The sequence below is a fragment of the Salmonella sp. SSDFZ54 genome (assembly GCF_004010735.1).
GTDB classification, from domain to species: Bacteria; Pseudomonadota; Gammaproteobacteria; order Enterobacterales; family Enterobacteriaceae; genus Salmonella; species Salmonella enterica.
The window spans coordinates 2,874,623-2,897,975 of sequence record NZ_CP034819.1; the positions used below are offsets into that span (position 1 = coordinate 2,874,623).

19 protein-coding genes are annotated in these 23,353 nt (G+C 53.8%); 8 read left to right on the forward strand and 11 right to left on the reverse strand.

Features of this window, described 5'->3' with window-relative positions:
• Positions 1-9 precede the first annotated feature (9 nt).
• Both zapD and coaE read right to left on the reverse strand, forming a co-directional pair.
• Positions 10-753 (reverse strand): cell division protein ZapD, encoded by a 744-nt coding sequence (gene zapD / locus EOS97_RS14245; RefSeq protein WP_000557441.1) that lies wholly within the window; start codon positions 751-753, stop codon positions 10-12.
• Positions 753-1,373 carry a dephospho-CoA kinase gene (gene coaE, locus EOS97_RS14250; RefSeq protein ID WP_001270913.1) on the reverse strand — a complete coding sequence of 207 codons (621 nt, stop codon included), beginning with the start codon at positions 1,371-1,373 and terminating at the stop codon, positions 753-755. Before coaE ends, zapD begins: the two co-directional genes overlap by 1 nt.
• Before the next feature lie 225 nt (positions 1,374-1,598).
• On the opposite strand from coaE, the gene EOS97_RS14255 reads away from it, so the two are divergent.
• On the forward strand, positions 1,599-2,642 hold the full coding sequence (locus EOS97_RS14255; protein ID WP_001217360.1) for a GMP reductase: 1,044 nt from the start codon (positions 1,599-1,601) through the stop codon (positions 2,640-2,642).
• Between the two features lie 30 nt (positions 2,643-2,672).
• Here EOS97_RS14255 and hofC read toward each other — a convergent pair whose 3' ends face one another.
• The 4 genes from hofC to nadC all read right to left on the reverse strand — a co-directional run bounded on the left by hofC (position 2,673) and on the right by nadC (position 6,812).
• Positions 2,673-3,875 carry a protein transport protein HofC gene (hofC, locus tag EOS97_RS14260; protein ID WP_000114092.1) on the reverse strand — a complete coding sequence of 401 codons (1,203 nt, stop codon included), beginning with the start codon at positions 3,873-3,875 and terminating at the stop codon, positions 2,673-2,675.
• Complete coding sequence (gene gspE, locus EOS97_RS14265; RefSeq protein WP_000650599.1) at positions 3,865-5,250, reverse strand: type II secretion system protein GspE; 1,386 nt, start codon at positions 5,248-5,250, stop codon at positions 3,865-3,867. The genes hofC and gspE overlap by 11 nt, the downstream gene beginning before the upstream one ends.
• A 9-nt stretch (positions 5,251-5,259) precedes the next feature.
• Entirely contained in the window at positions 5,260-5,697 is a 438-nt protein-coding gene (gene ppdD, locus EOS97_RS14270; RefSeq protein WP_000414988.1) for a prepilin peptidase-dependent pilin, read from the reverse strand.
• A 221-nt stretch (positions 5,698-5,918) separates the two neighbouring features.
• Positions 5,919-6,812 carry a carboxylating nicotinate-nucleotide diphosphorylase gene (gene nadC, locus EOS97_RS14280; protein WP_001135136.1) on the reverse strand — a complete coding sequence of 298 codons (894 nt, stop codon included), beginning with the start codon at positions 6,810-6,812 and terminating at the stop codon, positions 5,919-5,921.
• A gap of 87 nt (positions 6,813-6,899) precedes the next feature.
• Here nadC and ampD point away from each other — a divergent pair, with 87 nt between their 5' ends.
• Together ampD and ampE are read left to right on the forward strand one after the other, a co-directional pair.
• The gene (ampD, locus tag EOS97_RS14285; RefSeq protein WP_000936326.1) at positions 6,900-7,463 is read left to right on the forward strand and encodes a 1,6-anhydro-N-acetylmuramyl-L-alanine amidase AmpD; all 564 of its coding nucleotides are present in this window, start codon (positions 6,900-6,902) and stop codon (positions 7,461-7,463) included.
• Complete coding sequence (gene ampE / locus EOS97_RS14290; RefSeq protein ID WP_000172039.1) at positions 7,460-8,314, forward strand: beta-lactamase regulator AmpE; 855 nt, start codon at positions 7,460-7,462, stop codon at positions 8,312-8,314. The genes ampD and ampE overlap by 4 nt, the downstream gene beginning before the upstream one ends.
• 91 nt (positions 8,315-8,405) lie before the next feature.
• On the opposite strand, the gene EOS97_RS14295 is transcribed toward ampE, so the two are convergent.
• The 3 genes from EOS97_RS14295 to aroP form a co-directional block, all read right to left on the reverse strand.
• Positions 8,406-9,356, reverse strand: a complete 951-nt coding sequence (locus EOS97_RS14295) for a family 43 glycosylhydrolase (RefSeq protein ID WP_000024767.1) — start codon at positions 9,354-9,356, stop codon at positions 8,406-8,408.
• Entirely contained in the window at positions 9,356-10,762 is a 1,407-nt protein-coding gene (locus EOS97_RS14300) for a glycoside-pentoside-hexuronide (GPH):cation symporter (RefSeq protein WP_000357539.1), read from the reverse strand. The genes EOS97_RS14295 and EOS97_RS14300 overlap by 1 nt, the downstream gene beginning before the upstream one ends.
• Positions 10,763-10,925: 163 nt before the next feature.
• Positions 10,926-12,299: an aromatic amino acid transporter AroP gene (gene aroP / locus EOS97_RS14305; RefSeq protein ID WP_001539002.1), complete on the reverse strand. Its 1,374-nt coding sequence runs from the start codon at positions 12,297-12,299 to the stop codon at positions 10,926-10,928.
• Between the two features lie 562 nt (positions 12,300-12,861).
• Between aroP and pdhR the strand changes: the two genes are divergently transcribed.
• From pdhR to EOS97_RS14330, 5 genes are all read left to right on the forward strand, one after another.
• Positions 12,862-13,626 carry a pyruvate dehydrogenase complex transcriptional repressor PdhR gene (gene pdhR, locus EOS97_RS14310; protein ID WP_000331771.1) on the forward strand — a complete coding sequence of 255 codons (765 nt, stop codon included), beginning with the start codon at positions 12,862-12,864 and terminating at the stop codon, positions 13,624-13,626.
• Between the two features lie 159 nt (positions 13,627-13,785).
• Positions 13,786-16,449 (forward strand): pyruvate dehydrogenase (acetyl-transferring), homodimeric type, encoded by a 2,664-nt coding sequence (gene aceE / locus EOS97_RS14315; RefSeq protein ID WP_000003841.1) that lies wholly within the window; start codon positions 13,786-13,788, stop codon positions 16,447-16,449.
• Between the two features lie 14 nt (positions 16,450-16,463).
• A complete protein-coding gene (gene aceF, locus EOS97_RS14320) occupies positions 16,464-18,353 on the forward strand; it encodes a pyruvate dehydrogenase complex dihydrolipoyllysine-residue acetyltransferase (protein ID WP_000963591.1) in 1,890 nt (629 codons plus the stop codon).
• Positions 18,354-18,554: 201 nt separating this feature from the next.
• Positions 18,555-19,979, forward strand: coding sequence for a dihydrolipoyl dehydrogenase (gene lpdA / locus EOS97_RS14325; protein ID WP_001537804.1), 1,425 nt, complete (start codon positions 18,555-18,557; stop codon positions 19,977-19,979).
• 288 nt (positions 19,980-20,267) lie between these two features.
• The gene (locus EOS97_RS14330) at positions 20,268-20,552 is read left to right on the forward strand and encodes an outer membrane protein (RefSeq protein ID WP_000765363.1); all 285 of its coding nucleotides are present in this window, start codon (positions 20,268-20,270) and stop codon (positions 20,550-20,552) included.
• 37 nt (positions 20,553-20,589) lie between these two features.
• Here the strand turns inward: EOS97_RS14330 and EOS97_RS14335 are convergent, their stop codons facing one another.
• Positions 20,590-21,381 carry a DUF2950 family protein gene (locus tag EOS97_RS14335; protein ID WP_000757452.1) on the reverse strand — a complete coding sequence of 264 codons (792 nt, stop codon included), beginning with the start codon at positions 21,379-21,381 and terminating at the stop codon, positions 20,590-20,592.
• Between the two features lie 12 nt (positions 21,382-21,393).
• Complete coding sequence (locus EOS97_RS14340; RefSeq protein ID WP_023165786.1) at positions 21,394-23,022, reverse strand: DUF3300 domain-containing protein; 1,629 nt, start codon at positions 23,020-23,022, stop codon at positions 21,394-21,396.
• Between the last annotated feature and the right edge of the window lie 331 nt (positions 23,023-23,353).

Below are 23,353 nucleotides of genomic sequence, written 5' to 3' on the forward strand. Positions count from 1 at the left end.
TTTTACTCCTTAGCAACAGGCCAGTTCAAAATCAAGACGCTCCGGCACCAGACCATTTTCACTATCCAGCGGCATAAAGCGAATGGCAAAACGGCTCTTATGGCCGGAAATTTGCGGATAAAGTTGTGAATCGAGCGTCAGCATAAGACGCAGCAAATCGGCGTCGTCCCCGTTATCCTGATAAAAACCGTTCAGACTGGTTTGCTTACGGAAAGGCGCTGAATTACGGATCAGATCAAGCACCAGCGTCAGCGCCTGGGTGAGGGGATTCAGGCTGGCAAGCCAGCTTTCAATCTGGGCGTCGCGCTGCGCCTGTTGTAGGTGCAACCAGATATGCAGAGTGGGTAAATCGAAACTGCAACAGCCGCCAGGAATACTTAAGCGTTGACGCACAAGGGCAATCAAGCGATCTTCGCGTAGCTGCTGGCCAATCCTCGGGGCGGAGATTAGCACGCTGCCCGCGGATTTTAACTGCTGGCGCAGGGCTTCAATACGGTCTTGATCGACGCCGGGAACCTCAACCCAGGCCTGTAATTTACGCTGCTGGCGCTCCAGTTCTTTCAGCAGTTCGGTACGGACTTCGCCCCGTTCGAACACATCCAGTAGATCGCTGATGTTACGGAAAAAATGCAGTGCGCCAGCATGGTCTGCAATTGGCAGGTTGATGGAGAGCTGTTGGATCAAAAACTCTATGCGCAGCCACGTACGCATCTTCTCATTGAGAGGGTGTTCAAATAGGACCTGGGTATGCATTACGGTTTTTCCTGTGAGACAAACTGCGACGCGAGCTTAAGATAACTGGCGTGCAGGCGGGCCACATCTGATGCGATAGCATCCGGTGCGCCGTTATTATCAATAACATCGTCCGCCACGGCAAGGCGCGCTTCACGCGTCGCCTGCGCAGCGAGAATGTGTTCAACATGCTCGCGCGTAACATCATCACGCTGCATTGTGCGTATGAGCTGCGTTTCGGGCGTCACGTCAACCACCAGTACGCGGTTGGCTTTTTGATACAGCCTGTTTTCAACCAGCAGAGGCACAACCCATAACACATAGGGCGACGTAGCCTGTTGAAACTGTCGTTGGGTTTCCTGCTGAATTAAGGGGTGAAGCAGAGCGTTAAGCCAGGCTTTTTCTTCCGGATGCGAAAAAATACGCTCACGCAGCGCCCGGCGACGTAACGTGCCGTCGGCGGCGATAAGTTCAGAACCAAAATGTTCCGCTATTGCGTTCAGGGCGGGCTGCCCTGGCTCAACCATCTGGCGCGCGATAATATCCGCGTCGATGACGGTTATTCCGAGGTCAGCGAAGGCATCAGCGACGGTACTTTTACCGCTGCCAATACCGCCGGTTAAGGCTACGGTATACCTCATATCTCCAGCTTCCGGAATTTTAGTTTGACAATCAAAAGGTTAAATTTTAAGCATACAAAGACGATACGCTCTGAGCATTAACCTACTATTCGCCAGGTAAATTTATGGGATTGTAACGTAAAAAAAGAGAATTTCGCAGTCTTGTACGGCCATGATTAGTGCGTATGATAGCGTCACTGGAGTTGTGAGTTTCGATTTTTCGCCATTAACCCCAGGAATCCGCACATGCGTATTGAAGAAGATCTGAAGTTAGGTTTCAAAGACGTTCTTATCCGTCCTAAACGTTCTACCCTCAAAAGCCGTTCCGATGTCGAACTGGAACGTCAATTCACCTTTAAACACTCAGGTCAGACCTGGTCTGGCGTACCGATTATTGCGGCCAATATGGATACCGTCGGGACGTTTGAAATGGCGCAAGCATTGGCCGGGTTTGATATTCTGACTGCTGTACATAAACATTATACCGTTGAAGAATGGGCAGCTTTTATCGACACGGCTTCGGCTGATGTTCTCAAGCATGTGATGGTTTCCACCGGGACCTCTGATGCTGATTTCGAAAAAACCGTGCAGATTCTGGCGCTGAATCCTGCGCTGAACTTTGTCTGTATTGATGTGGCCAATGGCTATTCAGAACATTTTGTGCAGTTCGTCGCGAAAGCACGTGAAGCATGGCCGACAAAAACAATCTGCGCAGGCAATGTGGTAACGGGCGAGATGTGCGAAGAGCTTATCCTCTCCGGCGCCGATATCGTGAAAGTGGGAATTGGTCCCGGCTCCGTATGCACGACGCGTGTAAAAACTGGCGTTGGTTATCCGCAACTGTCGGCGGTTATCGAATGCGCTGACGCGGCGCATGGCCTGGGCGGCATGATCGTCAGCGATGGCGGCTGCACCATGCCAGGCGACGTAGCAAAAGCCTTCGGCGGCGGCGCGGATTTCGTTATGTTGGGCGGCATGCTGGCGGGGCACGAAGAGAGCGGCGGCAGCGTGGTAGAAGAGAACGGCGAGAAATTTATGCTGTTCTACGGCATGAGTTCGGAATCTGCGATGAACCGTCATGTCGGCGGCGTCGCGAAATACCGCGCGGCAGAAGGTAAAACGGTTAAATTGCCGCTGCGTGGGCCGGTGGGCAATACTGCCCGCGATATCCTGGGCGGTCTACGCTCAGCCTGCACTTATGTCGGCGCGTCTCGCCTGAAAGAGTTGACCAAACGCACCACCTTTATTCGGGTGCAGGAACAAGAAAACCGCATTTTCAATAGCCTCTAATATTCTGGCTGGCGTAAATGTGCGCCAGCCTTATCCCATCCCGCTCATCGCGTCTCCCAGATGAAAAATCGGCAAATACATCGCCACCACCAGCGTACCGATAATTAAGCCGGTGATGATCAATAACGTCGGTTCCAACAGCGACGCCAGATTATCGGCCAGCGCCAGCGTAGTTTCACTGTGGTGACGGGCAAGGTTATGCAGCATGATATCGAGTGAACCGGACGCTTCGCCCGTTCTGACCAGTTGCAGGCATAGCGGACTAAATTCCTGGGTATTTTTTAGCGCCAACCAGACCGGATTGCCCGCGGCGATCTCCTGATGTACCTGCGTTAAACGCTGTGACCAGTAAGGGCAGCCGAGACTATCGATAGCGCTTTCCAGTCCCTGAAGAAAAGGAATGCCTGCGCTTTGGGTCAATGCCAGTACGGTGAATATTTGCGCTAGTTTCTGGCCTCTTATCAGGCGACCCATAACGGGAAGCCGTAGCAGAAGACGCTGCCGCTGCGCTTGCCAGGACGGCTTTTGTTTTACCCTGCGGTGAGCGATAGCAATGAGCATCGTCAGGAACAAGATGAGCCAACCCCATGCCGACCCCCATTGCGCTATCGCGATAATACCGCGCGTCAGAAGAGGGAGCGGGGTATTGAAGCTACGGTAAATGGCGGCAAATTCCGGCAGGACAAAGTGCAGCATGGCGAAAACGACCAGGGCGGCCATTGTCAGAATAATGGCGGGATAGCGCAGCGCCTTTTTCACGCTAACCGTAATCTGCCGTTGCGCTTTTTGCTGACGGGCCAGTTCAAAGCAGCAGTCGGCCAGTTTGCCGGTCAGTTCTCCGGTGCGGATCATCGTCTGGTAGAGCGGCGGAAATACCTGCGGCCAGGAGACTAATGCGCTGGAAAAAGGGACGCCCTGTTCAAGCTCGTGAGCCAGCGTGCGCAACAGCGCTTGCCATTGTCGGTGTGGATGCTGTTGCGCAAGGAGTTCCAGCCCTTCAGAAAGCGTCAGTCCGGCATGAATGAGCGTGGCCAACTGATGAATAATTTCAGCGCTTTGCTCTTCTTTCCACAGTGCGGCGTTAACGCCCATACGCTTGATGCGAAGCGGCATAATGCGCTGATGTTGCAGGGTGATGATCAGCGCCAGACGATTGTCCGCCCATACAACGTCTTGTTCCAGTTGACCTTTATCGTTAACGCCTTGCCAGCGCCAGAGCTGTTTAACGCTCATGGGGCATTCCCAGAACGCGCAGTATCTCTTCAAAGGACGTCATGCCTTGCTCAACGGCGCGACAGCCATTTTCAAAAAGCGTCCCTGTACCGGTCTGTTGGAGGTGGGCTTCCAGTGCTTGCGCCGATGCGCCGCTCGCAATTAACTGACGTAATGCCGGGGTAACGGTTAACACTTCGAATAACGCGGTTCGGCCATAAAAGCCGTGGTAGCAATGCTGACAGCCGCTTGCCTGCCAGCGCGGTAGCGCGCTGGGCCAAAGATTGGGCGATAGCACCACGGGATCGCTCAGACGCTGTTTGCAGTGCGGGCAAAGCTTCCTTACCAGGCGTTGCGCTACCATCAGCGTAAGCGCCGATGAGATCATCCAGCGTGCTACGCCCATTTGCTGCAAACGTATCAGGGTTTCGCTGGTGGAGTTCGTATGGAGCGTTGAAAGTACCAGATGGCCCGTTTGTGCCGCCTTAATGGCGATTTCTGCGGTGTCGCCGTCACGAATTTCACCTACCATGATGATGTCAGGGTCCTGGCGTAAAAGCGCGCGCAGCACATTTTGAAAGGTGAGCCCGGCGCGGGGATGGATCTGCGTCTGGTTAATCCCATCCAGTGGAATTTCTATCGGATCCTCAACGCTACAGAGGTTGATACCCGGCGTATTCCGCGTTTGTAGCGCGCTGTATAGCGTGACCGTTTTTCCGCTACCGGTGGGGCCAGTCACCAGTACCAGCCCCTGAGGTTGCTGTAGGGCTTGTCTAAAAGCGGTAAGTTGTGCCCCGTACATGCCCAGCGTGTCCAGATCCAGCGTTTGTTCAACCTGATGCAACAACCGTAAGACGACTTTTTCGCCTTCTTTACAGGGAAGCGTGGCGATACGAAAAGAGATGCTGTCTCCCGACAGGTCAACGGTAAATTGCCCGTCCTGCGGCAGCCGATGTTCAGCGATGTCCAAATTTCCCAGGACTTTCAATCTGGCCGTCAGCGCAAGCCCCGTCTCTTTGGCGATGTCCTGCAGAATATGAAGAACGCCGTCGATGCGGAGTCTTATTCGGTAGCGGCTGGCGCCTGGTTCGAGATGGATATCAGAAGCGCGTTTCGCCATCGCCGAGCGTAATGTCTGATTGAGAAGCTGGGCTGCGGTTTCTCCGCCTTTCGCGGCGTTTGCCGAGGGAGCCTGATCCGGCTTATGCCGATGATTTTCCATTTGCTGGCGAGTCCAGCACACAATATCAATCTGTTTTTGCGTGGCGAAATGCAGAGCGTCCAGTAACGCATGAGAGGGCGCGTCGACCACCGCAACAGTGATACTGTTGCTGGCGCTATTGATCAGTACAGCCTGATGACGTTGACACAAGGTGTTGAGCTGAGCGTCTTTCATCTTGTCTCCTTAGTTGGCGTCAAAACGGAAGACATCTTCACAAGCCTGTTGTAACGCGCTGTCGCTTTGAATATTGCAGTTACGCGTCCAGCCGGTAATGCCGTTAGCATTGTCCCAGGCGGGCGTCATGATGACGTTAAGCCCGCTCAGACTCTCCTGGCCGGTAAGCGTGATGACGCCTTTTTCCACGCTCATGCCCGAAACATAACGGGTGATGACGGGCGAGGGGATACCGTTGACGCCCGCATCGCATGTGCTCGTCCCACCATGTTCCAGAGCGCAGAGTTCGACGGCGGTACGGTAGGGGACAAACGTTTGCAACATATCCGTCAGCGCCGCTTTACGCAGATAGTTCTGGTAAGCCGGAATGCCAATGGCGCTTAAAATGGCGATGATGCCAATAACGACCATCAGTTCGATAAGCGTGAAACCGCGTTGTTTTTCCATTGTTCGCTCCTTGAGTTAGCTGGCGCTACTGTGGCAAACGCGGGAAGAGCGGGCGAGCGGCAAAAGGTAAAACGGGAAGGCGGATTCTGAAGATTTTTGCTGCGTTACATGACACGGCAACGTTATTGCGAGGCGCTACGAATATTTTACCGAATCACGACGCGGATCTACGGACAGGTGATTTATAGACCCGACGGCGCAGCGCCATCGGGTGGAGAGGATCAGCGAAAACGCATGGAGAGATCGAGCGCGCGTACGTGCTTGGTCAGCGCGCCAACGGAGATGAAATCCACCCCGGTTTCAGCAAATTCGCGTAAGGTTTCCGCGGTGACGTTGCCGGATACTTCCAGCCGCGCCTGGCCGTTGACGCGTTTCACCGCCTCGCGCATCTGGTCGGTGTTGAAATTATCCAGCATGATAATATCCGCGCCTGCTTTCAGCGCATCGTCCAGTTCATCCAGATTTTCGACCTCGACTTCTACCGGCACGTCCGGATGTAGCCAGAACGCTTTTTCCACCGCCTGACGAACCGAACCGGAGGCGATGATATGGTTTTCTTTAATCAGGAACGCGTCAGTGAGGCCCAGACGATGATTGGCGCCGCCGCCGCATAAAACCGCATATTTGAGCGCGGTGCGCAGACCCGGCAGCGTTTTACGCGTGTCGAGCAACTGGGTTTGGGTGCCAGCCAATAGTCCAACGTAGCGGCGTACTTCACTGGCGACGCCGGAAAGGGTCTGGACAAAGTTTAGCGCCGTGCGCTCGCCGGTCAGCAATACGCGAGCCGGGCCGTTCAGTTCAAACACTGTTTGGTTGGCATGAATGGCGTCGCCGTCATCGACATGCCAGGTGAGGCGCACATCATCGCCCGCCAGTTGGATGAAGACCTCTTCAACCCAGCGCTTGCCGCAGAAAACGCCGTCTTCACGAGTGATCACCGTGGCATGGGCTTGCGTATCTGCCGGCAAAAGTTGCGCGGTGATATCGTTGCCAGCATCGACTTCTCCACCTAAATCTTCACGCAGCGCCTGAGCAACGGCGGCAGGGATATCGAGATTAATGCGTTCCAGTAGCGCGTCACGTCGGTCGTCTGGGTTATAACGGCGAGGCGGCATGATAAAACTCCAAATTGCTAACGAATCATAAGGTAGAAACATGCTACTCTGAAGCAGCTATAAGCACCACTCAAAAGGAGACTCCGCATGTTGCCAGATAAGGGTTGGTTGGTAGAGGCGCGACGCGTCCCTTCTCCGCATTATGATTGCCGTCCGGATGACGAAAAACCGTCCTTGCTGGTGGTGCATAATATTAGCCTGCCCCCCGGCGAGTTTGGCGGTCCGTGGATCGATGCATTATTCACCGGAACGATAGATCCAGACGCCCATCCTTTTTTTGCAGAAATCGCTCATCTTCGTGTTTCGGCCCATTGTCTGATTCGTCGCGACGGTGAAATCGTCCAGTATGTGCCTTTTGATAAGCGTGCGTGGCATGCGGGCGTGTCAAACTATCAGGGGCGGGAACGTTGTAATGATTTCTCCATTGGTATTGAGCTGGAGGGGACGGATACGCTGGCTTATACCGATGCGCAGTATCAGCAGCTAGCCGCCGTGACGCGCACGCTTATCGCTTGCTATCCGGCGATCGCCGACAATATGACCGGACACTGCAACATTGCGCCTGACCGCAAAACGGACCCTGGCCCTGCCTTTGACTGGCCGCGCTTTCGCGCTTTGGTAGCTCTTTCGTCGCACAAGGAGATGACATGACGCTGTTTACGACATTACTGGTGCTGATTGTCGAGCGCCTGTTTAAGCTGGGCGAGCACTGGCAGCTCGATCATCGGCTGGAGGCGCTATTCCGTCGGATTACGCATTTTTCGATGTTGCGCACGATGGGAATGACGGCGATCGCGATGGTGGTGACTTTTCTACTGCTCCAGGCGTTAAAAGGGCTGCTATTTAACGTGCCGACGCTGGTGGTGTGGATTCTCCTGGGCGTGCTGTGTATCGGCGCGGGCAAAGTGCGAGTACATTATCACGCCTGGCTGAAAGCGGCGTCCCGTAACGATCCGCATCCTTGCGAGGCGATGGCCAGCGAGCTTACGCTGATTCACGGCGTGCCGCCGGATTGTAATGAGCGTGAATTTTTGCGTGAGCTGCAAAATGCGTTGTTATGGATAAATTTCCGTTTTTACCTCGCACCGCTATTTTGGTTTATCGTTGGCGGTCCGTGGGGGCCGGTAACGCTGGTGGGCTATGCGTTTTTACGGGCCTGGCAGACCTGGCTGGCGCGCTATCAGACGCCGCACCAACGTTTGCAATCCGGCATTGACGCTATTCTTCATGTGCTGGACTGGATTCCGGTACGTCTGGCGGGCGTAGTGTATGCATTACTGGGGCATGGCGAGAAAGCGTTGCCGGCCTGGTTTGCCTCGCTGGCGGATCTGCATACTTCGCAGTATCAGGTGCTCACACGTCTGGCGCAGTTCTCACTGGCGCGCGAACCGCATACTGACAAAGTAGAAACCCCCAAAGCGGCGGTGTCGATGGCGAAGAAGGCCTCGTTTGTGGTGGTGGTGATTATTGCGTTGCTCACCATTTATGGGGCATTAGTGTAATGTTGTGCCGATGGCGCTAACGCTTACCGGGCCTACAGGTTTTTCCATTGTAGGCCGCATAAGCGTTAGCGCCACCGGGCAGTGCAACGGCTTAGATCGTATCGGCTGGCGGCACGCCGAAATCAGGCATCCCGTTTTCGTCCCAGCGCACCCGTTTCAGACGCGTATGGCGGTTGGGATCGTACAACGGATCGCCTTCAATTTCGGTGTAATTTCTCGCGTGGTACACCAGTACATCTTCACCTTCCGGCGTTTGCGTAAAGCTGTTGTGTCCCGGCCCATACTGGCGATTTTCATAGCTGGTGGTAAAGACCGGGCGCGGTGATTTATGCCAGTTGGCCGGATCGCGCGGATCGTCGTTTACGTTAATCCACAGTAACCCCATACAGTAGTTTTCATCGGTGGCGCTGGCTGAATAGCTGATAAACAGCTTGTCGCCATGCACCACGACGGCCGGACCTTCGTTAACCCAAAAACCCCGACACTCCCAGTCGTACTCTGGCTTACTGAGCCTTACCGGCTCGCCTTTAATCGTCCACGGATTTTCCAGTTCAGCCAGATAAATATTTGAGTTACCGGCAATATCCGGCGCTTTTTGCGCCCACAGATACCACTGTTTTCCCTGATGATAAAAAGTGGTGGCATCGAGGGCGAAGGTATCAAACGGTGTTTTAATTTGACCTTTCTCCGTCCACTTGCCGGTGAGTGGGTCGGCATCGGCGCACTCCAGGGCAAACATACGGTGCTGGAACATTCCCAGCTTATCAAGCGCTTGAGTATGGGTAGCGGCAAAATAGATGTACCACTTACCGTTGATGCGGTGCATTTCCGGTGCCCAGATGAGCTGGCTCATCGGGCCACTTTCCGGTTTGCGCCAGACGACAACGGGGTCAGCGGCGCGCAACCCTTCCAGCGAATCAGCCCGGCGGATTTCCAGCCTGTCATATTCCGGTACGGAGGCAATAAAGTAGTAATCGCTGCCGTCGCGTAAAATAAACGGATCGGCACGTTGTTCAATAAACGGGTTTGGCCAGTTTGCCATCAGGCTTTCCTTACGCTTTCAGCGGCTTTGAGCTCCTGCAACTCACTCAATTCGCGGTAATTAGTGCGACGTTTTTCCAAATCGTCCTGGATTTTTTTCATCAGTTCACGGTCAACTTTCAGCAGACGTACCACGCCTGCGGTAATCAGATAGCCAACGCCGGGGATAACGGTAAACAACAGCATAATACCGTTCATCGCCGAGGCGCTTTGCGCTTTGGCGCTGGCGTCATAACCGTACCAGGAGAGCAAAAAGCCGACCATCGCCCCGGCAATCGCCAGGCCCAGTTTCAGGAAGAACAGATTACCGGAGAAGCTAATACCGGTAATGCGTTTGCCGGTTTTCCATTCACCGTAATCATCGACATCCGCCATCAGCGACCAGTGCAACGGGGAAGGGATCTGATGCAGAATATTGAGCAGGAAGTAGAGCGCCACTATCATCACGGTAGCTTTCGGATCAAAGAAATAGAACGCGCAGGAGAAAATCGCCAGCGCGATATTGGTCCAGAAAAATACCTTCAATTTACACCAGCGATCGGTTAAGACTTTTGCCAGCATACTGCCGATCATCATACCGACCACGCCAAGGCTAATAAAAAGCGTAGCGAAATGGGTGCTTTGTCCCATCACCCAGGTGACGTAATACATGGTCGCCGCCATACGGATAAACCCCGGGCAGACGTTACATAAGGTCAATAGCAGAATGCGTACCCATTGATCGTTTTTCCACACGTCTTTGAAATCATTCTTCATATCATCGTGCGTCGGAACGGCAGGGCGAACGCGTTCGCGGACGCTGGCAAAGCAGAACAGAAACATACCCATGCCGATAATCGCCAGCACGGTCATCGCCAACTGATAGCCTTTGGCTTTGTCGCCGCCGCCAAACCAGTCCACCATCGGCAATAGCGTTAACGATAGCAACAGCGTCGCGATGCCGACTAACACGAAGCGATAAGCCTGACAGGCCACGCGCTCTTTTGGATCATTGGTGATCACGCCGCCCAGTGAGCAATAGGGAATATTGATGGCGGTGTAGGTCACAGAAAGCAGAAAATAGGTGACGAAAGCATAGACAACTTTGCTGTTATAGCCCCAGTCCGGCGTCGTGAACATCAGCACGCTGAACAGCGCGTAGGGAAATGCAATCCACAGTAGCCAGGGGCGGAAACGACCATATTTACTTTGGGTACGATCGGCAAGCGCGCCCATCACCGGATCGGTAACGGCATCGATAACGCGTACTGAAAGGAGTAAAACACCGACTAACGCCGGGGCAAGACCAAAAATATCCGTATAAAAATAATTAACAAACAGCATGATAGCGCCAAAAATAATGTTACATCCGGCGTCGCCCATGCCATACCCGATTTTCTCTCTTACCGAAAGTCTGCCCTTATCCATTGAGACTTCTCCCCATCAGATGATGGCGGTAATTATTCGCCTGCGAGCTTTTATTTGCGTAGCAGGATCACGCCGCTGATATGGATAAAATGGTTATACGTGGGAAACTGTGAGGCAGATAACACCCTCCCCGGACGGGGAGGGCGGAAAAGTAACGCCACGATCAGTGGGCTTTCACCGTTTTTGCCGTTTTTTCTTTACACAGGTAGCCGACGCCCAGGATGAGCAGCCATACCGGAATCAGCCACACGGAGATCGCCATACCTGGCGTCATCAGCATAATGATCAATACCGCCGCCATAAACAGCAGGCAGAGAACGTTGCCGAACGGATAAAACAGGGCCGGGAAGCGGGTTTTCACGCCCTGTTGCTGTTTCGCGCGACGGAACATCATATGGGCAAGGCTAATCATCGCCCAGTTAATGACCAGCGCGGAGACCACCAGCGCCATCAGCAGTCCGAATGCGGACTCTGGGGCCAGGTAGTTGAGCAGCACGCACAACGCCGTCACGACGGCGGAAACCAAAATGGAGCTCACCGGCACGCCGCGTTTGTCGACGTTCAGCAGCGCTTTCGGCGCATTTCCCTGCTGGGCCAGACCGAACAGCATACGGCTGTTGCAGTAAACGCAGCTGTTATAAACCGATAGCGCGGCGGTGAGAACCACGATATTCAGCGCATTGGCGACAAACGTATCGCCCAGCTCATGGAAGATAAGGACAAACGGGCTGGTATCGGCGGTGACGCGAGTCCATGGCAGCAGCGAAAGCAGAACCGCCAGCGAGCCGATATAAAAAATCAGGATGCGATAGATAACCTGATTGGTAGCTTTGGGGATGCTCTGTTCCGGGTTATCGGCTTCAGCGGCGGTGATCCCTACCAGTTCCAGTCCGCCGAACGAAAACATAATAATGGCCATCATCATCACCAGCCCGGTCCAGCCATGCGGCAGAAAGCCGCCCTGTTCCCACAGGTTGCGCACGGTGGCCTGCGGACCAGCGGTATCGCTGAAGAGTAACCACGCGCCGAACAGAATCATAGCGATGACGGCGATCACTTTAATAATGGCGAACCAAAACTCCATCTCACCGAACACTTTAACGTTGGTCAGGTTGATGGCGTTGATAATCACAAAGAAGGCTGCCGCAGAAGCCCAGGTGGGGATCTCCGGATACCAGAACTGGATATATTTACCCACTGCGGTCAGTTCCGCCATGGCAACTAATACGTACAGCACCCAGTAGTTCCAGCCGGAAGCGAATCCGGCAAAGCCGCCCCAGTATTTATAGGCGAAGTGGCTAAAAGAGCCGGCGACCGGTTCTTCAACCACCATCTCCCCCAGCTGGCGCATAATCAGAAAGGCAATAAAACCTGCAACCGCATAGCCCAGGATAATTCCTGGCCCCGCCGACTGAATAACGGAGGCGCTTCCCAGGAACAAGCCTGTCCCTATCGCGCCGCCCAATGCGATAAGCTGAATATGGCGGTTTTTCAGGCCGCGCTTGAGCTGCTCGCCGTGCTGCTGACTGTCCATTATAAAACCTCGTGTATCGGGCGCGGTTTATTCATAACGCGCTTATTTTGAACGATGCAGTAGTGCGTGTGTAAGTTTGCAATTCCGCTTTTTGTATTGATTTATTTACAGATTCGTTTTTTTAAATGTCACTTCAACTCTTTCGTCTTGATCAGAATAATGGTATGTGGCCGCGAATGCACCTGCTTTGTGCAGGGGTGATGACGAGTTGCGTAAAAAGAAAGCACTTGTAAATACCTCCTTTTATTTTCCCTTACAGATGTTAATTTGTTTTTATTCGTTATTTATGCATAAAAATGCATTTAATCTACTGTTGAATCGGTTCAGATGAGATTTTTTATCGTTTCAAATACGTTAAATCTACCTCCTGGTGGGTAAATTTAACATTTGTGCACAGTTACAGTTTTGAAACATGATTTCTGTAAAATTGTTAAAATGTGCCTCCTTTACTGATTTCAATCAAAACCTGTATGGACAGAAGGTGAATACTTTGTTACTTTAGCGTCACAGACATGAAATTGGTAAGACCAATTGACTCCGGGCAAATGGCTTAAGACAGGAAATCATGGCCTACAGCAAAATCCGCCAACCAAAACTCTCCGATGTGATCGAGCAGCAGCTGGAGTTTTTAATCCTTGAGGGAACATTGCGTCCCGGAGAAAAACTCCCACCGGAACGTGAACTGGCAAAACAGTTCGACGTCTCCCGTCCCTCCTTGCGCGAGGCGATTCAACGTCTCGAAGCGAAGGGATTGTTGCTTCGTCGCCAGGGCGGCGGAACCTTCGTGCAGAGCAGCCTGTGGCAGAGCTTTAGCGACCCGCTGGTGGAACTGCTCTCCGATCACCCTGAATCCCAGTTTGACCTGCTCGAAACGCGCCATGCGCTGGAAGGCATTGCGGCTTATTACGCGGCGCTGCGCAGCACCGACGAAGATAAAGACCGTATTCGCGAGCTGCACCACGCTATTGAGCTGGCGCAAGAGTCCGGCGATCTGGATGCCGAGTCCGAAGCCGTGCTCCAGTATCAAATCGCCGTCACCGAAGCGGCGCACAACGTGGTATTGCTTCATCTGCTAAGGTGTATGGAGCCGATGCTGGCGCAAAACGTGCGGCAGAACTTCGAATTGCTGTATGCGCGTCGGGAGATGCTGCCGCTGGTGAGTACGCATCGCACCCGTATATTTGAAGCCATTATGGCCGGAAAACCAGAAGAAGCGCGTGAAGCGTCACACCGCCATCTGGCGTTTATCGAAGAGATTATGTTGGACAGAAGCCGTGAGGAGAGCCGTCGTGAACGCGCTTTACGCCGTCTGGAACAGCGCAAGAATTAGTTTTTTCTGGCAGAACGTTAACCAGAAGATGTTGTGAATAACGCGCAAAAATGTGCGCGGCAACTAAACGCAGAACCTGTCTTATTAAGCTTTCTGACGAAAGTTTAATGGGACAGGTTCCAGATAACTCAACGTATTAGATAGATAAGGAATACCCCCATGTCAGAACGTTTCCCAAATGACGTGGATCCGATCGAAACTCGCGACTGGCTACAGGCGATCGAATCGGTCATCCGTGAAGAAGGTGTTGAGCGCGCTCAGTATCTGATTGACCAACTGCTTTCTGAAGCTCGTAAAGGCGGCGTGAAAGTCGCGGCAGGCGCAGGGGCCAGTAATTACATCAACACTATTGCCGTTGAAGACGAACCGGAATACCCGGGCAATCTGGAGCTGGAACGTCGCATTCGTTCTGCTATCCGCTGGAACGCCATCATGACCGTGCTGCGCGCGTCTAAAAAAGACCTTGAGTTGGGCGGCCACATGGCGTCCTTCCAGTCTTCCGCCACGATCTATGATGTCTGTTTCAACCATTTCTTCCGTGCGCGCAACGAACAGGATGGCGGCGACCTGGTTTACTTCCAGGGCCACATCTCTCCGGGCATCTACGCTCGCGCGTTCCTGGAAGGTCGTCTGACCCAGGAACAGATGGATAACTTCCGTCAGGAAGTTCACGGCAATGGCCTCTCTTCCTATCCGCACCCGAAACTGATGCCGGAATTCTGGCAGTTCCCGACCGTCTCTATGGGTCTGGGCCCAATCGGTGCTATCTACCAGGCGAAATTCCTGAAATATCTGGAACACCGCGGCCTGAAAGATACCTCTAAACAGACCGTTTACGCCTTCCTCGGCGACGGCGAGATGGACGAGCCGGAATCCAAAGGCGCGATCACCATCGCCACCCGTGAAAAACTGGACAACCTGGTCTTTGTTATCAACTGTAACCTGCAGCGTCTTGACGGCCCGGTCACCGGTAACGGCAAGATTGTTAACGAACTGGAAGGCATCTTTGCAGGTGCTGGCTGGAACGTTATTAAAGTCATGTGGGGCGGTCGTTGGGATGAACTGCTGCGTAAAGACACCAGCGGTAAACTGATCCAGCTGATGAACGAAACCGTTGACGGCGACTACCAGACCTTCAAATCCAAAGACGGCGCTTACGTGCGTGAGCACTTCTTCGGTAAATATCCGGAAACCGCCGCGCTGGTGGCCGACTGGACCGATGAGCAGATTTGGGCGCTGAACCGCGGTGGTCACGATCCGAAGAAAGTCTATGCTGCACTGAAAAAAGCGCAGGAAACCAAAGGCAAAGCGACCGTAATCCTGGCCCATACCATTAAAGGTTACGGCATGGGCGACACCGCGGAAGGTAAAAACATCGCTCACCAGGTTAAGAAAATGAACATGGACGGCGTGCGTTACGTCCGCGATCGTTTCAACGTGCCGGTTGCCGATGCTGATCTCGAAAAACTGCCGTACATTACCTTCCCGGAAGGTTCTGAAGAACACAAATACCTGCATGAACGCCGTCAGGCGCTGCACGGCTACCTGCCAAGCCGTCAGCCGAACTTCACCGAGAAGTTAGAGCTGCCTCAACTTTCAGATTTCGGCGCGCTGCTGGAAGAGCAAAGTAAAGAGATTTCCACTACGATCGCTTTCGTGCGTGCCCTGAACGTGATGCTGAAGAACAAGTCGATCAAAGATCGCCTGGTACCGATCATCGCCGACGAAGCGCGTACTTTCGGTATGGAAGGTCTGTTCCGTCAGATTGGTATCTACAGCCCGAACGGCCAGCAGTACACCCCGCAGGACCGTGAGCAGGTTGCTTACTACAAAGAAGACGAGAAAGGCCAGATTCTGCAGGAAGGTATCAACGAGCTGGGCGCAGGCGCATCCTGGCTGGCTGCGGCGACCTCTTACAGCACCAACGATCTGCCGATGATCCCGTTCTATATCTACTACTCCATGTTCGGGTTCCAGCGTATCGGCGACCTGTGCTGGCAGGCTGGCGACCAGCAGGCTCGCGGCTTCCTGATCGGCGGGACTTCCGGTCGTACTACGCTGAACGGCGAAGGTCTGCAGCACGAAGATGGTCACAGCCACATTCAGTCGCTGACTATCCCGAACTGTATCTCTTACGACCCGGCTTACGCTTACGAAGTGGCTGTCATCATGCATGATGGTCTGGAGCGTATGTACGGTGAGAAACAAGAGAACGTTTACTACTACATCACCACGCTGAACGAAAACTACCACATGCCGGCCATGCCAGCAGGTGCCGAGGAAGGTATCCGTAAAGGTATCTACAAACTCGAAACCCTCGAAGGTAGCAAAGGTAAAGTTCAGCTGCTGGGCTCCGGTTCTATCCTGCGTCACGTGCGTGAAGCGGCACAGATTCTGGCGAACGACTACGGCGTAGGTTCTGACGTGTACAGCGTGACCTCCTTCACCGAACTGGCGCGTGATGGCCAGGATTGTGAACGCTGGAACATGCTGCACCCGCTGGAAACCCCGCGCGTTCCGTACATCGCTCAGGTGATGAACGACGCTCCGGCAGTGGCATCTACTGACTATATGAAACTGTTCGCCGAGCAGGTTCGTACTTACGTACCGGCTGACGACTATCGCGTACTGGGTACGGATGGCTTCGGTCGTTCCGACAGCCGTGAGAACCTGCGTCACCACTTCGAAGTTGATGCTTCTTATGTGGTTGTTGCAGCGCTGGGCGAACTGGCTAAACGTGGCGAAATCGACAAGAAAGTGGTAGCGGATGCGATTACCAAATTCAACATCGATGCAGATAAAGTTAACCCGCGTCTGGCGTAAGAGGTAAAAGAATAATGGCTATCGAAATCAAAGTACCGGACATCGGGACAGATGAAGTTGAAATCACCGAGATTCTGGTCAAAGTGGGCGACAAAGTTGAAGCTGAACAGTCGCTGATCACCGTAGAAGGCGACAAAGCCTCTATGGAAGTCCCGTCTCCGCAGGCTGGCGTCGTGAAAGAGATCAAAGTCTCTGTCGGCGACAAAACCGAGACCGGTGCACTTATCATGATTTTCGATTCCGCCGACGGTGCAGCCGACGCTGCACCTGCTAAGGCAGAAGAGAAGAAAGAAGCGGCTCCGGCAGCAGCACCTGCTGCGGCAGCGGCGAAAGACGTTCACGTACCGGATATCGGCAGTGACGAAGTTGAAGTGACTGAAGTGATGGTGAAAGTGGGCGACACCGTTGAAGCTGAACAGTCGCTGATCACCGTCGAAGGCGACAAGGCCTCTATGGAAGTGCCGGCGCCGTTCGCGGGCACCGTGAAAGAGATCAAAGTGAACACCGGTGATAAAGTGTCTACCGGCTCACTGATTATGGTCTTCGAAGTGGCGGGCGCAGCGCCTGCCGCAGCACCAGCGAAAGCGGAAGCCGCTCCGGCTGCGGCTGCTCCAGCAGCAGCGACGGGCGTGAAAGACGTTAACGTACCGGATATCGGCGGCGACGAAGTTGAAGTCACCGAAGTGATGGTCAAAGTCGGCGATAAAGTTGCCGCTGAACAGTCGCTGATCACCGTGGAAGGCGACAAGGCCTCTATGGAAGTTCCTGCGCCGTTCGCGGGCACCGTGAAAGAAATCAAAATCAGCACCGGCGATAAAGTGAAAACCGGTTCTCTGATTATGGTCTTCGAAGTAGAAGGCGCAGCGCCTGCGGCCGCTCCGGCTAAACAGGAAGCGGCGGCGCCGGCTCCGGCGGCGAAAGCTGAGAAGCCTGCTGCCCCGGCTGCCAAAGCGGAAGGCAAATCTGAGTTCGCTGAAAACGACGCTTACGTTCACGCTACCCCACTGATTCGCCGTCTGGCGCGCGAGTTTGGCGTCAACCTGGCGAAAGTGAAAGGCACCGGTCGTAAAGGCCGTATTCTGCGCGAAGACGTTCAGGCTTACGTGAAAGACGCTATCAAACGTGCAGAAGCGGCTCCGGCAGCAACTGGCGGCGGTATCCCGGGTATGCTGCCGTGGCCGAAAGTGGACTTCAGCAAGTTTGGTGAAGTTGAAGAAGTGGAACTGGGCCGTATCCAGAAAATCTCTGGCGCGAACCTGAGCCGTAACTGGGTGATGATCCCGCACGTTACGCACTTCGACAAAACCGATATCACCGATCTGGAAGCGTTCCGTAAACAGCAGAACGCCGAAGCTGAGAAGCGCAAACTGGATGTGAAATACACGCCAGTGGTCTTCATCATGAAAGCGGTTGCCGCTGCTCTGGAACAGATGCCGCGCTTCAACAGCTCTCTGTCCGAAGACGGTCAGCGTCTGACCCTGAAGAAATACATCAACATCGGCGTGGCGGTTGATACCCCGAATGGCCTGGTGGTTCCGGTCTTTAAAGACGTGAATAAGAAGAGCGTGACCGAGCTGTCTCGTGAACTGACCACCATCTCCAAAAAAGCGCGTGATGGTAAGCTGACCGCTGGCGAAATGCAGGGTGGTTGCTTCACTATCTCCAGCATCGGCGGTCTGGGAACTACCCACTTCGCGCCGATTGTTAACGCGCCGGAAGTGGCTATCCTCGGCGTTTCTAAGTCGGCGATGGAACCGGTGTGGAATGGGAAAGAGTTTGTGCCGCGTCTGATGATGCCTATCTCTCTTTCCTTCGACCACCGTGTGATCGATGGTGCTGATGGTGCGCGTTTCATTACCATTATCAACAATATGTTGTCTGACATTCGCCGTCTGGTGATGTAAGCGAAAAAGCCGGCCCGACGGCCGGCTTTTTTTTGATAATCTCATGGAGTTTGTGAGGTTATTAGCGAAAGCGATAATTCGTGATCCGTTTGTTGTTTCAAAATTGTTAACAATTTTGTAAGATACGGGCGGATAGAACGACCCGGTGGATGATGGGCGATCAAGTACCCCGGACCGCCGGATACAAATAAAGAGGTCATGATGAGTACTGAAATCAAAACTCAGGTCGTGGTACTTGGGGCGGGCCCGGCAGGCTATTCTGCCGCTTTCCGTTGCGCTGATTTAGGTCTGGAAACCGTAATTGTAGAACGCTACAGCACCCTTGGCGGTGTTTGTCTGAACGTCGGCTGTATCCCTTCTAAAGCGCTGCTGCACGTAGCAAAAGTTATCGAAGAAGCCAAAGCGCTGGCTGAACACGGTATCGTCTTCGGTGAGCCGAAAACCGATATCGACAAGATTCGTACCTGGAAAGAGAAAGTGATCACGCAGCTGACCGGCGGTCTGGCGGGTATGGCCAAAGGCCGTAAAGTGAAAGTGGTCAACGGTCTGGGTAAATTCACCGGGGCGAACACCCTGGAAGTTGAAGGCGAAAACGGCAAAACCGTGATCAACTTCGACAACGCGATCATCGCGGCAGGTTCTCGTCCGATCCAATTACCGTTTATTCCGCATGAAGACCCGCGCGTATGGGATTCTACCGACGCTCTGGAACTGAAAGAAGTACCGAAGCGTATGCTGGTCATGGGCGGCGGTATCATCGGTCTGGAAATGGGTACCGTATACCACGCGCTGGGTTCAGAGATTGACGTGGTTGAAATGTTCGACCAGGTTATCCCGGCGGCTGATAAAGACATCGTTAAAGTCTTCACCAAGCGCATCAGCAAGAAATTCAACCTGATGCTGGAAACCAAAGTAACTGCCGTTGAAGCGAAAGAAGACGGTATCTACGTTTCGATGGAAGGCAAAAAAGCCCCGGCTGAAGCGCAGCGTTATGATGCGGTTCTGGTAGCGATCGGTCGTGTGCCGAACGGTAAAAACCTCGACGCGGGCAAAGCTGGCGTGGAAGTTGACGACCGTGGCTTTATCCGCGTCGACAAACAGCTGCGCACCAACGTGCCGCACATCTTCGCTATCGGCGATATCGTCGGTCAGCCGATGCTGGCGCATAAAGGCGTTCACGAAGGCCACGTTGCCGCTGAAGTTATCGCCGGGAAGAAACACTACTTCGATCCGAAAGTTATCCCGTCTATCGCGTACACCGAGCCAGAAGTGGCATGGGTTGGCCTGACCGAGAAAGAAGCGAAAGAAAAAGGCATCAGCTATGAAACCGCCACCTTCCCGTGGGCAGCTTCTGGCCGTGCTATCGCTTCTGACTGCGCAGACGGTATGACCAAACTGATTTTCGACAAAGAATCTCACCGCGTGATCGGCGGGGCGATTGTCGGTACCAACGGCGGCGAGCTACTGGGTGAAATCGGTCTGGCGATCGAAATGGGCTGTGATGCGGAAGACATCGCGCTGACCATTCATGCGCACCCGACTCTGCACGAGTCCGTCGGTCTGGCTGCTGAAGTGTTCGAAGGTAGTATTACCGACCTGCCGAACCCGAAAGCGAAGAAGAAATAATCTTCTGTAGGTGGCAATGCGCCACCCGATACAAAAAAGCGGCTTTACAGCCGCTTTTTTTATGCATGGCAAATCAGATGTGTCAAATGATGGCGAAGGATAACGAAACCGCAAAATTTATCTTTTCCGCAGCAGTGCGTTTTTCAAAGCTTATGCCGTCGGTAGTGCCTTTGTTTGTCATTTTCGACCAACTAATTGTTTCATAAGAAATACCTCTCCTTACTTTGTCATCACCCTGAAATTAGTAACGCTATAAAATAATAGCGAGCTAATTATGAGGTTTGATATATGAAACTTTTTCTGACAACAGCAGCGCTAACTGCGACGTTGATTTCCGGCATGGCATTTGCCAGCGATCCCGTCATCCCCTGGGCGACTAACAGCGGCGGTACGGAAAGCACGCATATTGCGGCAATGGGCGAGGATTTGAATGCGCAGCATCAGCAGATCACCCACACGCATGAAGGCGTATGGGCGGCCAATTCCGGCAGCATTCAGGCTGATGAAGCCGCGCTGACCAGCAACAAGCCGCCGGTACAAGGCCACCCGGAATTAATGCCGCATCAGGGCTAATGATCATGGCCTGGCGATAACGCCAGGCGCTTACGGGTTATTCGGCGACCTGCCACTGCGCGTCTGGCGCAAAACGCGTGATAGCCTGAACTTTACTCTCCGTCTCCTTGCCTAAATCCGCCTGATAAATACGATCGTCCTGGTTGACCATAAAACTCATCACCCCGGTTTCGCCGTAATGCATCGGCCAGGCCAGAAGCGCCGCGCCGTGACCGTCGTTATCGCTGATAATACGGAAATGGTAGCCGTGGTAACCCTCGTCTGGCGCTGCGGGGCTAAAGTTTGGGCCTAACGGACTGGGGACGTCGCCTGCTTTGGTTGGCCAGTACAGGCCATCTTTTTGGCCTTCGCTACTGATTATCCTGTGCGCCCAGCGATGGTTTTGTAAGTAATAATCCTGCTGCGCATCAACGTAAGCATGCATGGCCTGTAAGGTAGAAAGTTCATTTCGCCCAATAGTACGGGTGAGGATCTCATTCCCGGCTGCCGCCATATCAAAGCGCCAGCCGCCAGTCTCTTTCACCATGGGCACCGGGAGCTGCCAGTCTTCTCGTCCGACATTCAGGTGCGCCGTATTGTCTTTCTGTACAATGCGATGGCCTTCGCGCCAGTCACGATTGAAGCGGGCCACGGCCTCGGGATCGGCACCTTCCGGCGGCAGAAATTGCCGCCAGTCATCGCCCAGTAGCGCGGTAAGCTGCGTTTCGTTTTTTCCGGCTACCGCCGCGGCGAAGGCGCTGGCGGCCGCTTCCGGGGAGGGGAACCGTTCCTGCGCGTAGCCCAGCAAGGGTAACGACAGTAACAGAGCGCTTAACATAACCTTTTTCATTATCTGCTCCGGTTAACGGCGATGAAATTCATGATGTTCAGAAAAATGTTCCCGCGCGGCGGCGCGTTGCTCGGTGTTTAAGTGACTGCCGCGACGGCTTTCCAGGCCGCGTAGCTGTTGCGATTGCCATGACGGCGATCGACTGTCGTTCCCGCTAAACACATTGGCGTGCATATTCTGGCGAAATGCCTGACGCTGCTGCGGCGTAGAGGATTCAATACGCTGGCGGGCGGTGTCTCTCTGCTGCTGTGAAACAGGGTGCTGCTGGGCTTTAGCCTTCAGCTCGGAACGATGCTGCTGCGTGGTGGATTTATTCAGTGTCTGCTGCGCAGCCTCGCGACGACTGCTGTTTTGTGTTCCGTCATAGCCACGGTAATTATTACGCTGGGCAATTTGATTTAACTGCTGCGATGCCGCTTTGCGCTGTCTATCGCGGGATGTCTCGCCTGACAGGTTAGCGGGTGATGTATGGCTGCGTTGTTGGAATTGCGCCATGGCCGCCTGGCGCTGACTGTCGCGAGACACTGGCGCTTGCTGCGTTGCGCTTAACCCGCCGCTAACATTGGTGGGATGGAACTGTTGCGCAACGGTATTATTCGGATAGGGGACGCCATTGCGCCAGGCGGGATTATGCTGCCAGCCCATCGTTTGGCCCGGCAGGTTTTGCCCGGATATCCGGTTGAAATTATTGACATTGATGTTGATATTATCGCCATTATGTTGATAACCGCTACCACCATGATGGTAATCATCATCATGATGGTCGTCGTCATGGTGGTGATGATCGTCGTCATCCCAGTCTATGCTGCTGAACAACGCATAGGTGGTGGCGACGCCCAGACTATAACCAAAACCTTTAACAAAACTGTCGGCAAACTGCTGCCCCGGAGGGGGCGGTAAATACACCGGCGGATAAGCGGTATTGGGCCAGGCGCCATACACCGTCGCGGGGTTATAGTTCGGCACGTACACCACCTGCGGATTCGCGGGTTCAATTTTGATGACGGTCGACGGTGTCGCTGGCGTACTGGCGGATGTGGTGGTGGTTGTTGTCGTCGTGACGGCGGTAGAAGCGCTGGACTTCGGCACGCTGGTGACGGTTTGCTGCGGCGTTGATTTTAGCGAACCGGTTTGTTGAGCGAGCAGACGCAACCTTTGCACCGCATCCATCACATCCTGTGGCTGGGCTAAGAACGCATCGCCCAGGTTTTGCACCCATTGCGGATTCTCGCCCATAAGCGCCATCAACTGGGGAAAGGCGACCAGCGATTTGACGCTGGGGTCCCACGGTTGGCTGGCCACCGCCTGAATAGCGGCATCGCCCTGCAGCGTGGGGTTATCTCGCGACCACTGGACGGCCTGAACCACGTTCGCCGGGTAGGTGGAGGCCATGAGCACCTGCGACAGCAGGGCATCGGGATAAAGCGCGACAGGCGCGACCCATTGATCAATTTGCGCAGTGGTAAAGGTCGTTTTCGCGACAGGCGCGGGCACAGCGGTCTGCGTTGGCTCAGAGGCGGGAGCTGCCGCCTGCGCGGGCGCTTCGGGAGCGCGGCTTTTAACATACAGTACGCCCGAAGCGGCAAATAACCCGGCACTGCACACAAGGGCAATGAGATGGGGTTTAAAGGGCAACGTCATTTTATCTCTCCCGATTCCAGAGAATCGCTATGGTCATTATGCCTGCCGCCGACGGGGTGCAGTTTCGCGTGAGTATAAAGGGACGATAGTTTAATTTTTAGCTAATGTTGGGATCGATAACGTTACGTGACGATCAAAGCACGAAATGAGGTAAGCATTTATGGCTGCAGCTCCCGTCTCAGTAGAGCATTAGACCATCCTTAACGATTCAGCCACTTTTTTATGTTGCTTTTTTGTAAACAGATTAACACTTAAAGAAAATCCTGTTATTGTGCCTTATGCGGTACCGGGCATTTACCCTACTAACTACTGTCTCACAGGAGCGTGAAGA

Bases quoted from the DNA above. Each gene is read 5' to 3' on its own strand.
- zapD (WP_000557441.1), bottom strand. From the start codon at position 753: ATGCATACCCAGGTCCTATTTGAACACCCTCTCAATGAGAAGATGCGT.
- coaE (WP_001270913.1), bottom strand. From the start codon at position 1,373: ATGAGGTATACCGTAGCCTTAACCGGCGGTATTGGCAGCGGTAAAAGT.
- EOS97_RS14255 (WP_001217360.1), top strand. From the start codon at position 1,599: ATGCGTATTGAAGAAGATCTGAAGTTAGGTTTCAAAGACGTTCTTATC.
- hofC (WP_000114092.1), bottom strand. From the start codon at position 3,875: ATGAGCGTTAAACAGCTCTGGCGCTGGCAAGGCGTTAACGATAAAGGT.
- gspE (WP_000650599.1), bottom strand. From the start codon at position 5,250: ATGAAAGACGCTCAGCTCAACACCTTGTGTCAACGTCATCAGGCTGTA.
- ppdD (WP_000414988.1), bottom strand. From the start codon at position 5,697: ATGGAAAAACAACGCGGTTTCACGCTTATCGAACTGATGGTCGTTATT.
- nadC (WP_001135136.1), bottom strand. From the start codon at position 6,812: ATGCCGCCTCGCCGTTATAACCCAGACGACCGACGTGACGCGCTACTG.
- ampD (WP_000936326.1), top strand. From the start codon at position 6,900: ATGTTGCCAGATAAGGGTTGGTTGGTAGAGGCGCGACGCGTCCCTTCT.
- ampE (WP_000172039.1), top strand. From the start codon at position 7,460: ATGACGCTGTTTACGACATTACTGGTGCTGATTGTCGAGCGCCTGTTT.
- EOS97_RS14295 (WP_000024767.1), bottom strand. From the start codon at position 9,356: ATGGCAAACTGGCCAAACCCGTTTATTGAACAACGTGCCGATCCGTTT.
- EOS97_RS14300 (WP_000357539.1), bottom strand. From the start codon at position 10,762: ATGGATAAGGGCAGACTTTCGGTAAGAGAGAAAATCGGGTATGGCATG.
- pdhR (WP_000331771.1), top strand. From the start codon at position 12,862: ATGGCCTACAGCAAAATCCGCCAACCAAAACTCTCCGATGTGATCGAG.
- aceE (WP_000003841.1), top strand. From the start codon at position 13,786: ATGTCAGAACGTTTCCCAAATGACGTGGATCCGATCGAAACTCGCGAC.
- aceF (WP_000963591.1), top strand. From the start codon at position 16,464: ATGGCTATCGAAATCAAAGTACCGGACATCGGGACAGATGAAGTTGAA.
- lpdA (WP_001537804.1), top strand. From the start codon at position 18,555: ATGAGTACTGAAATCAAAACTCAGGTCGTGGTACTTGGGGCGGGCCCG.
- EOS97_RS14330 (WP_000765363.1), top strand. From the start codon at position 20,268: ATGAAACTTTTTCTGACAACAGCAGCGCTAACTGCGACGTTGATTTCC.
- EOS97_RS14335 (WP_000757452.1), bottom strand. From the start codon at position 21,381: ATGAAAAAGGTTATGTTAAGCGCTCTGTTACTGTCGTTACCCTTGCTG.
- EOS97_RS14340 (WP_023165786.1), bottom strand. From the start codon at position 23,022: ATGACGTTGCCCTTTAAACCCCATCTCATTGCCCTTGTGTGCAGTGCC.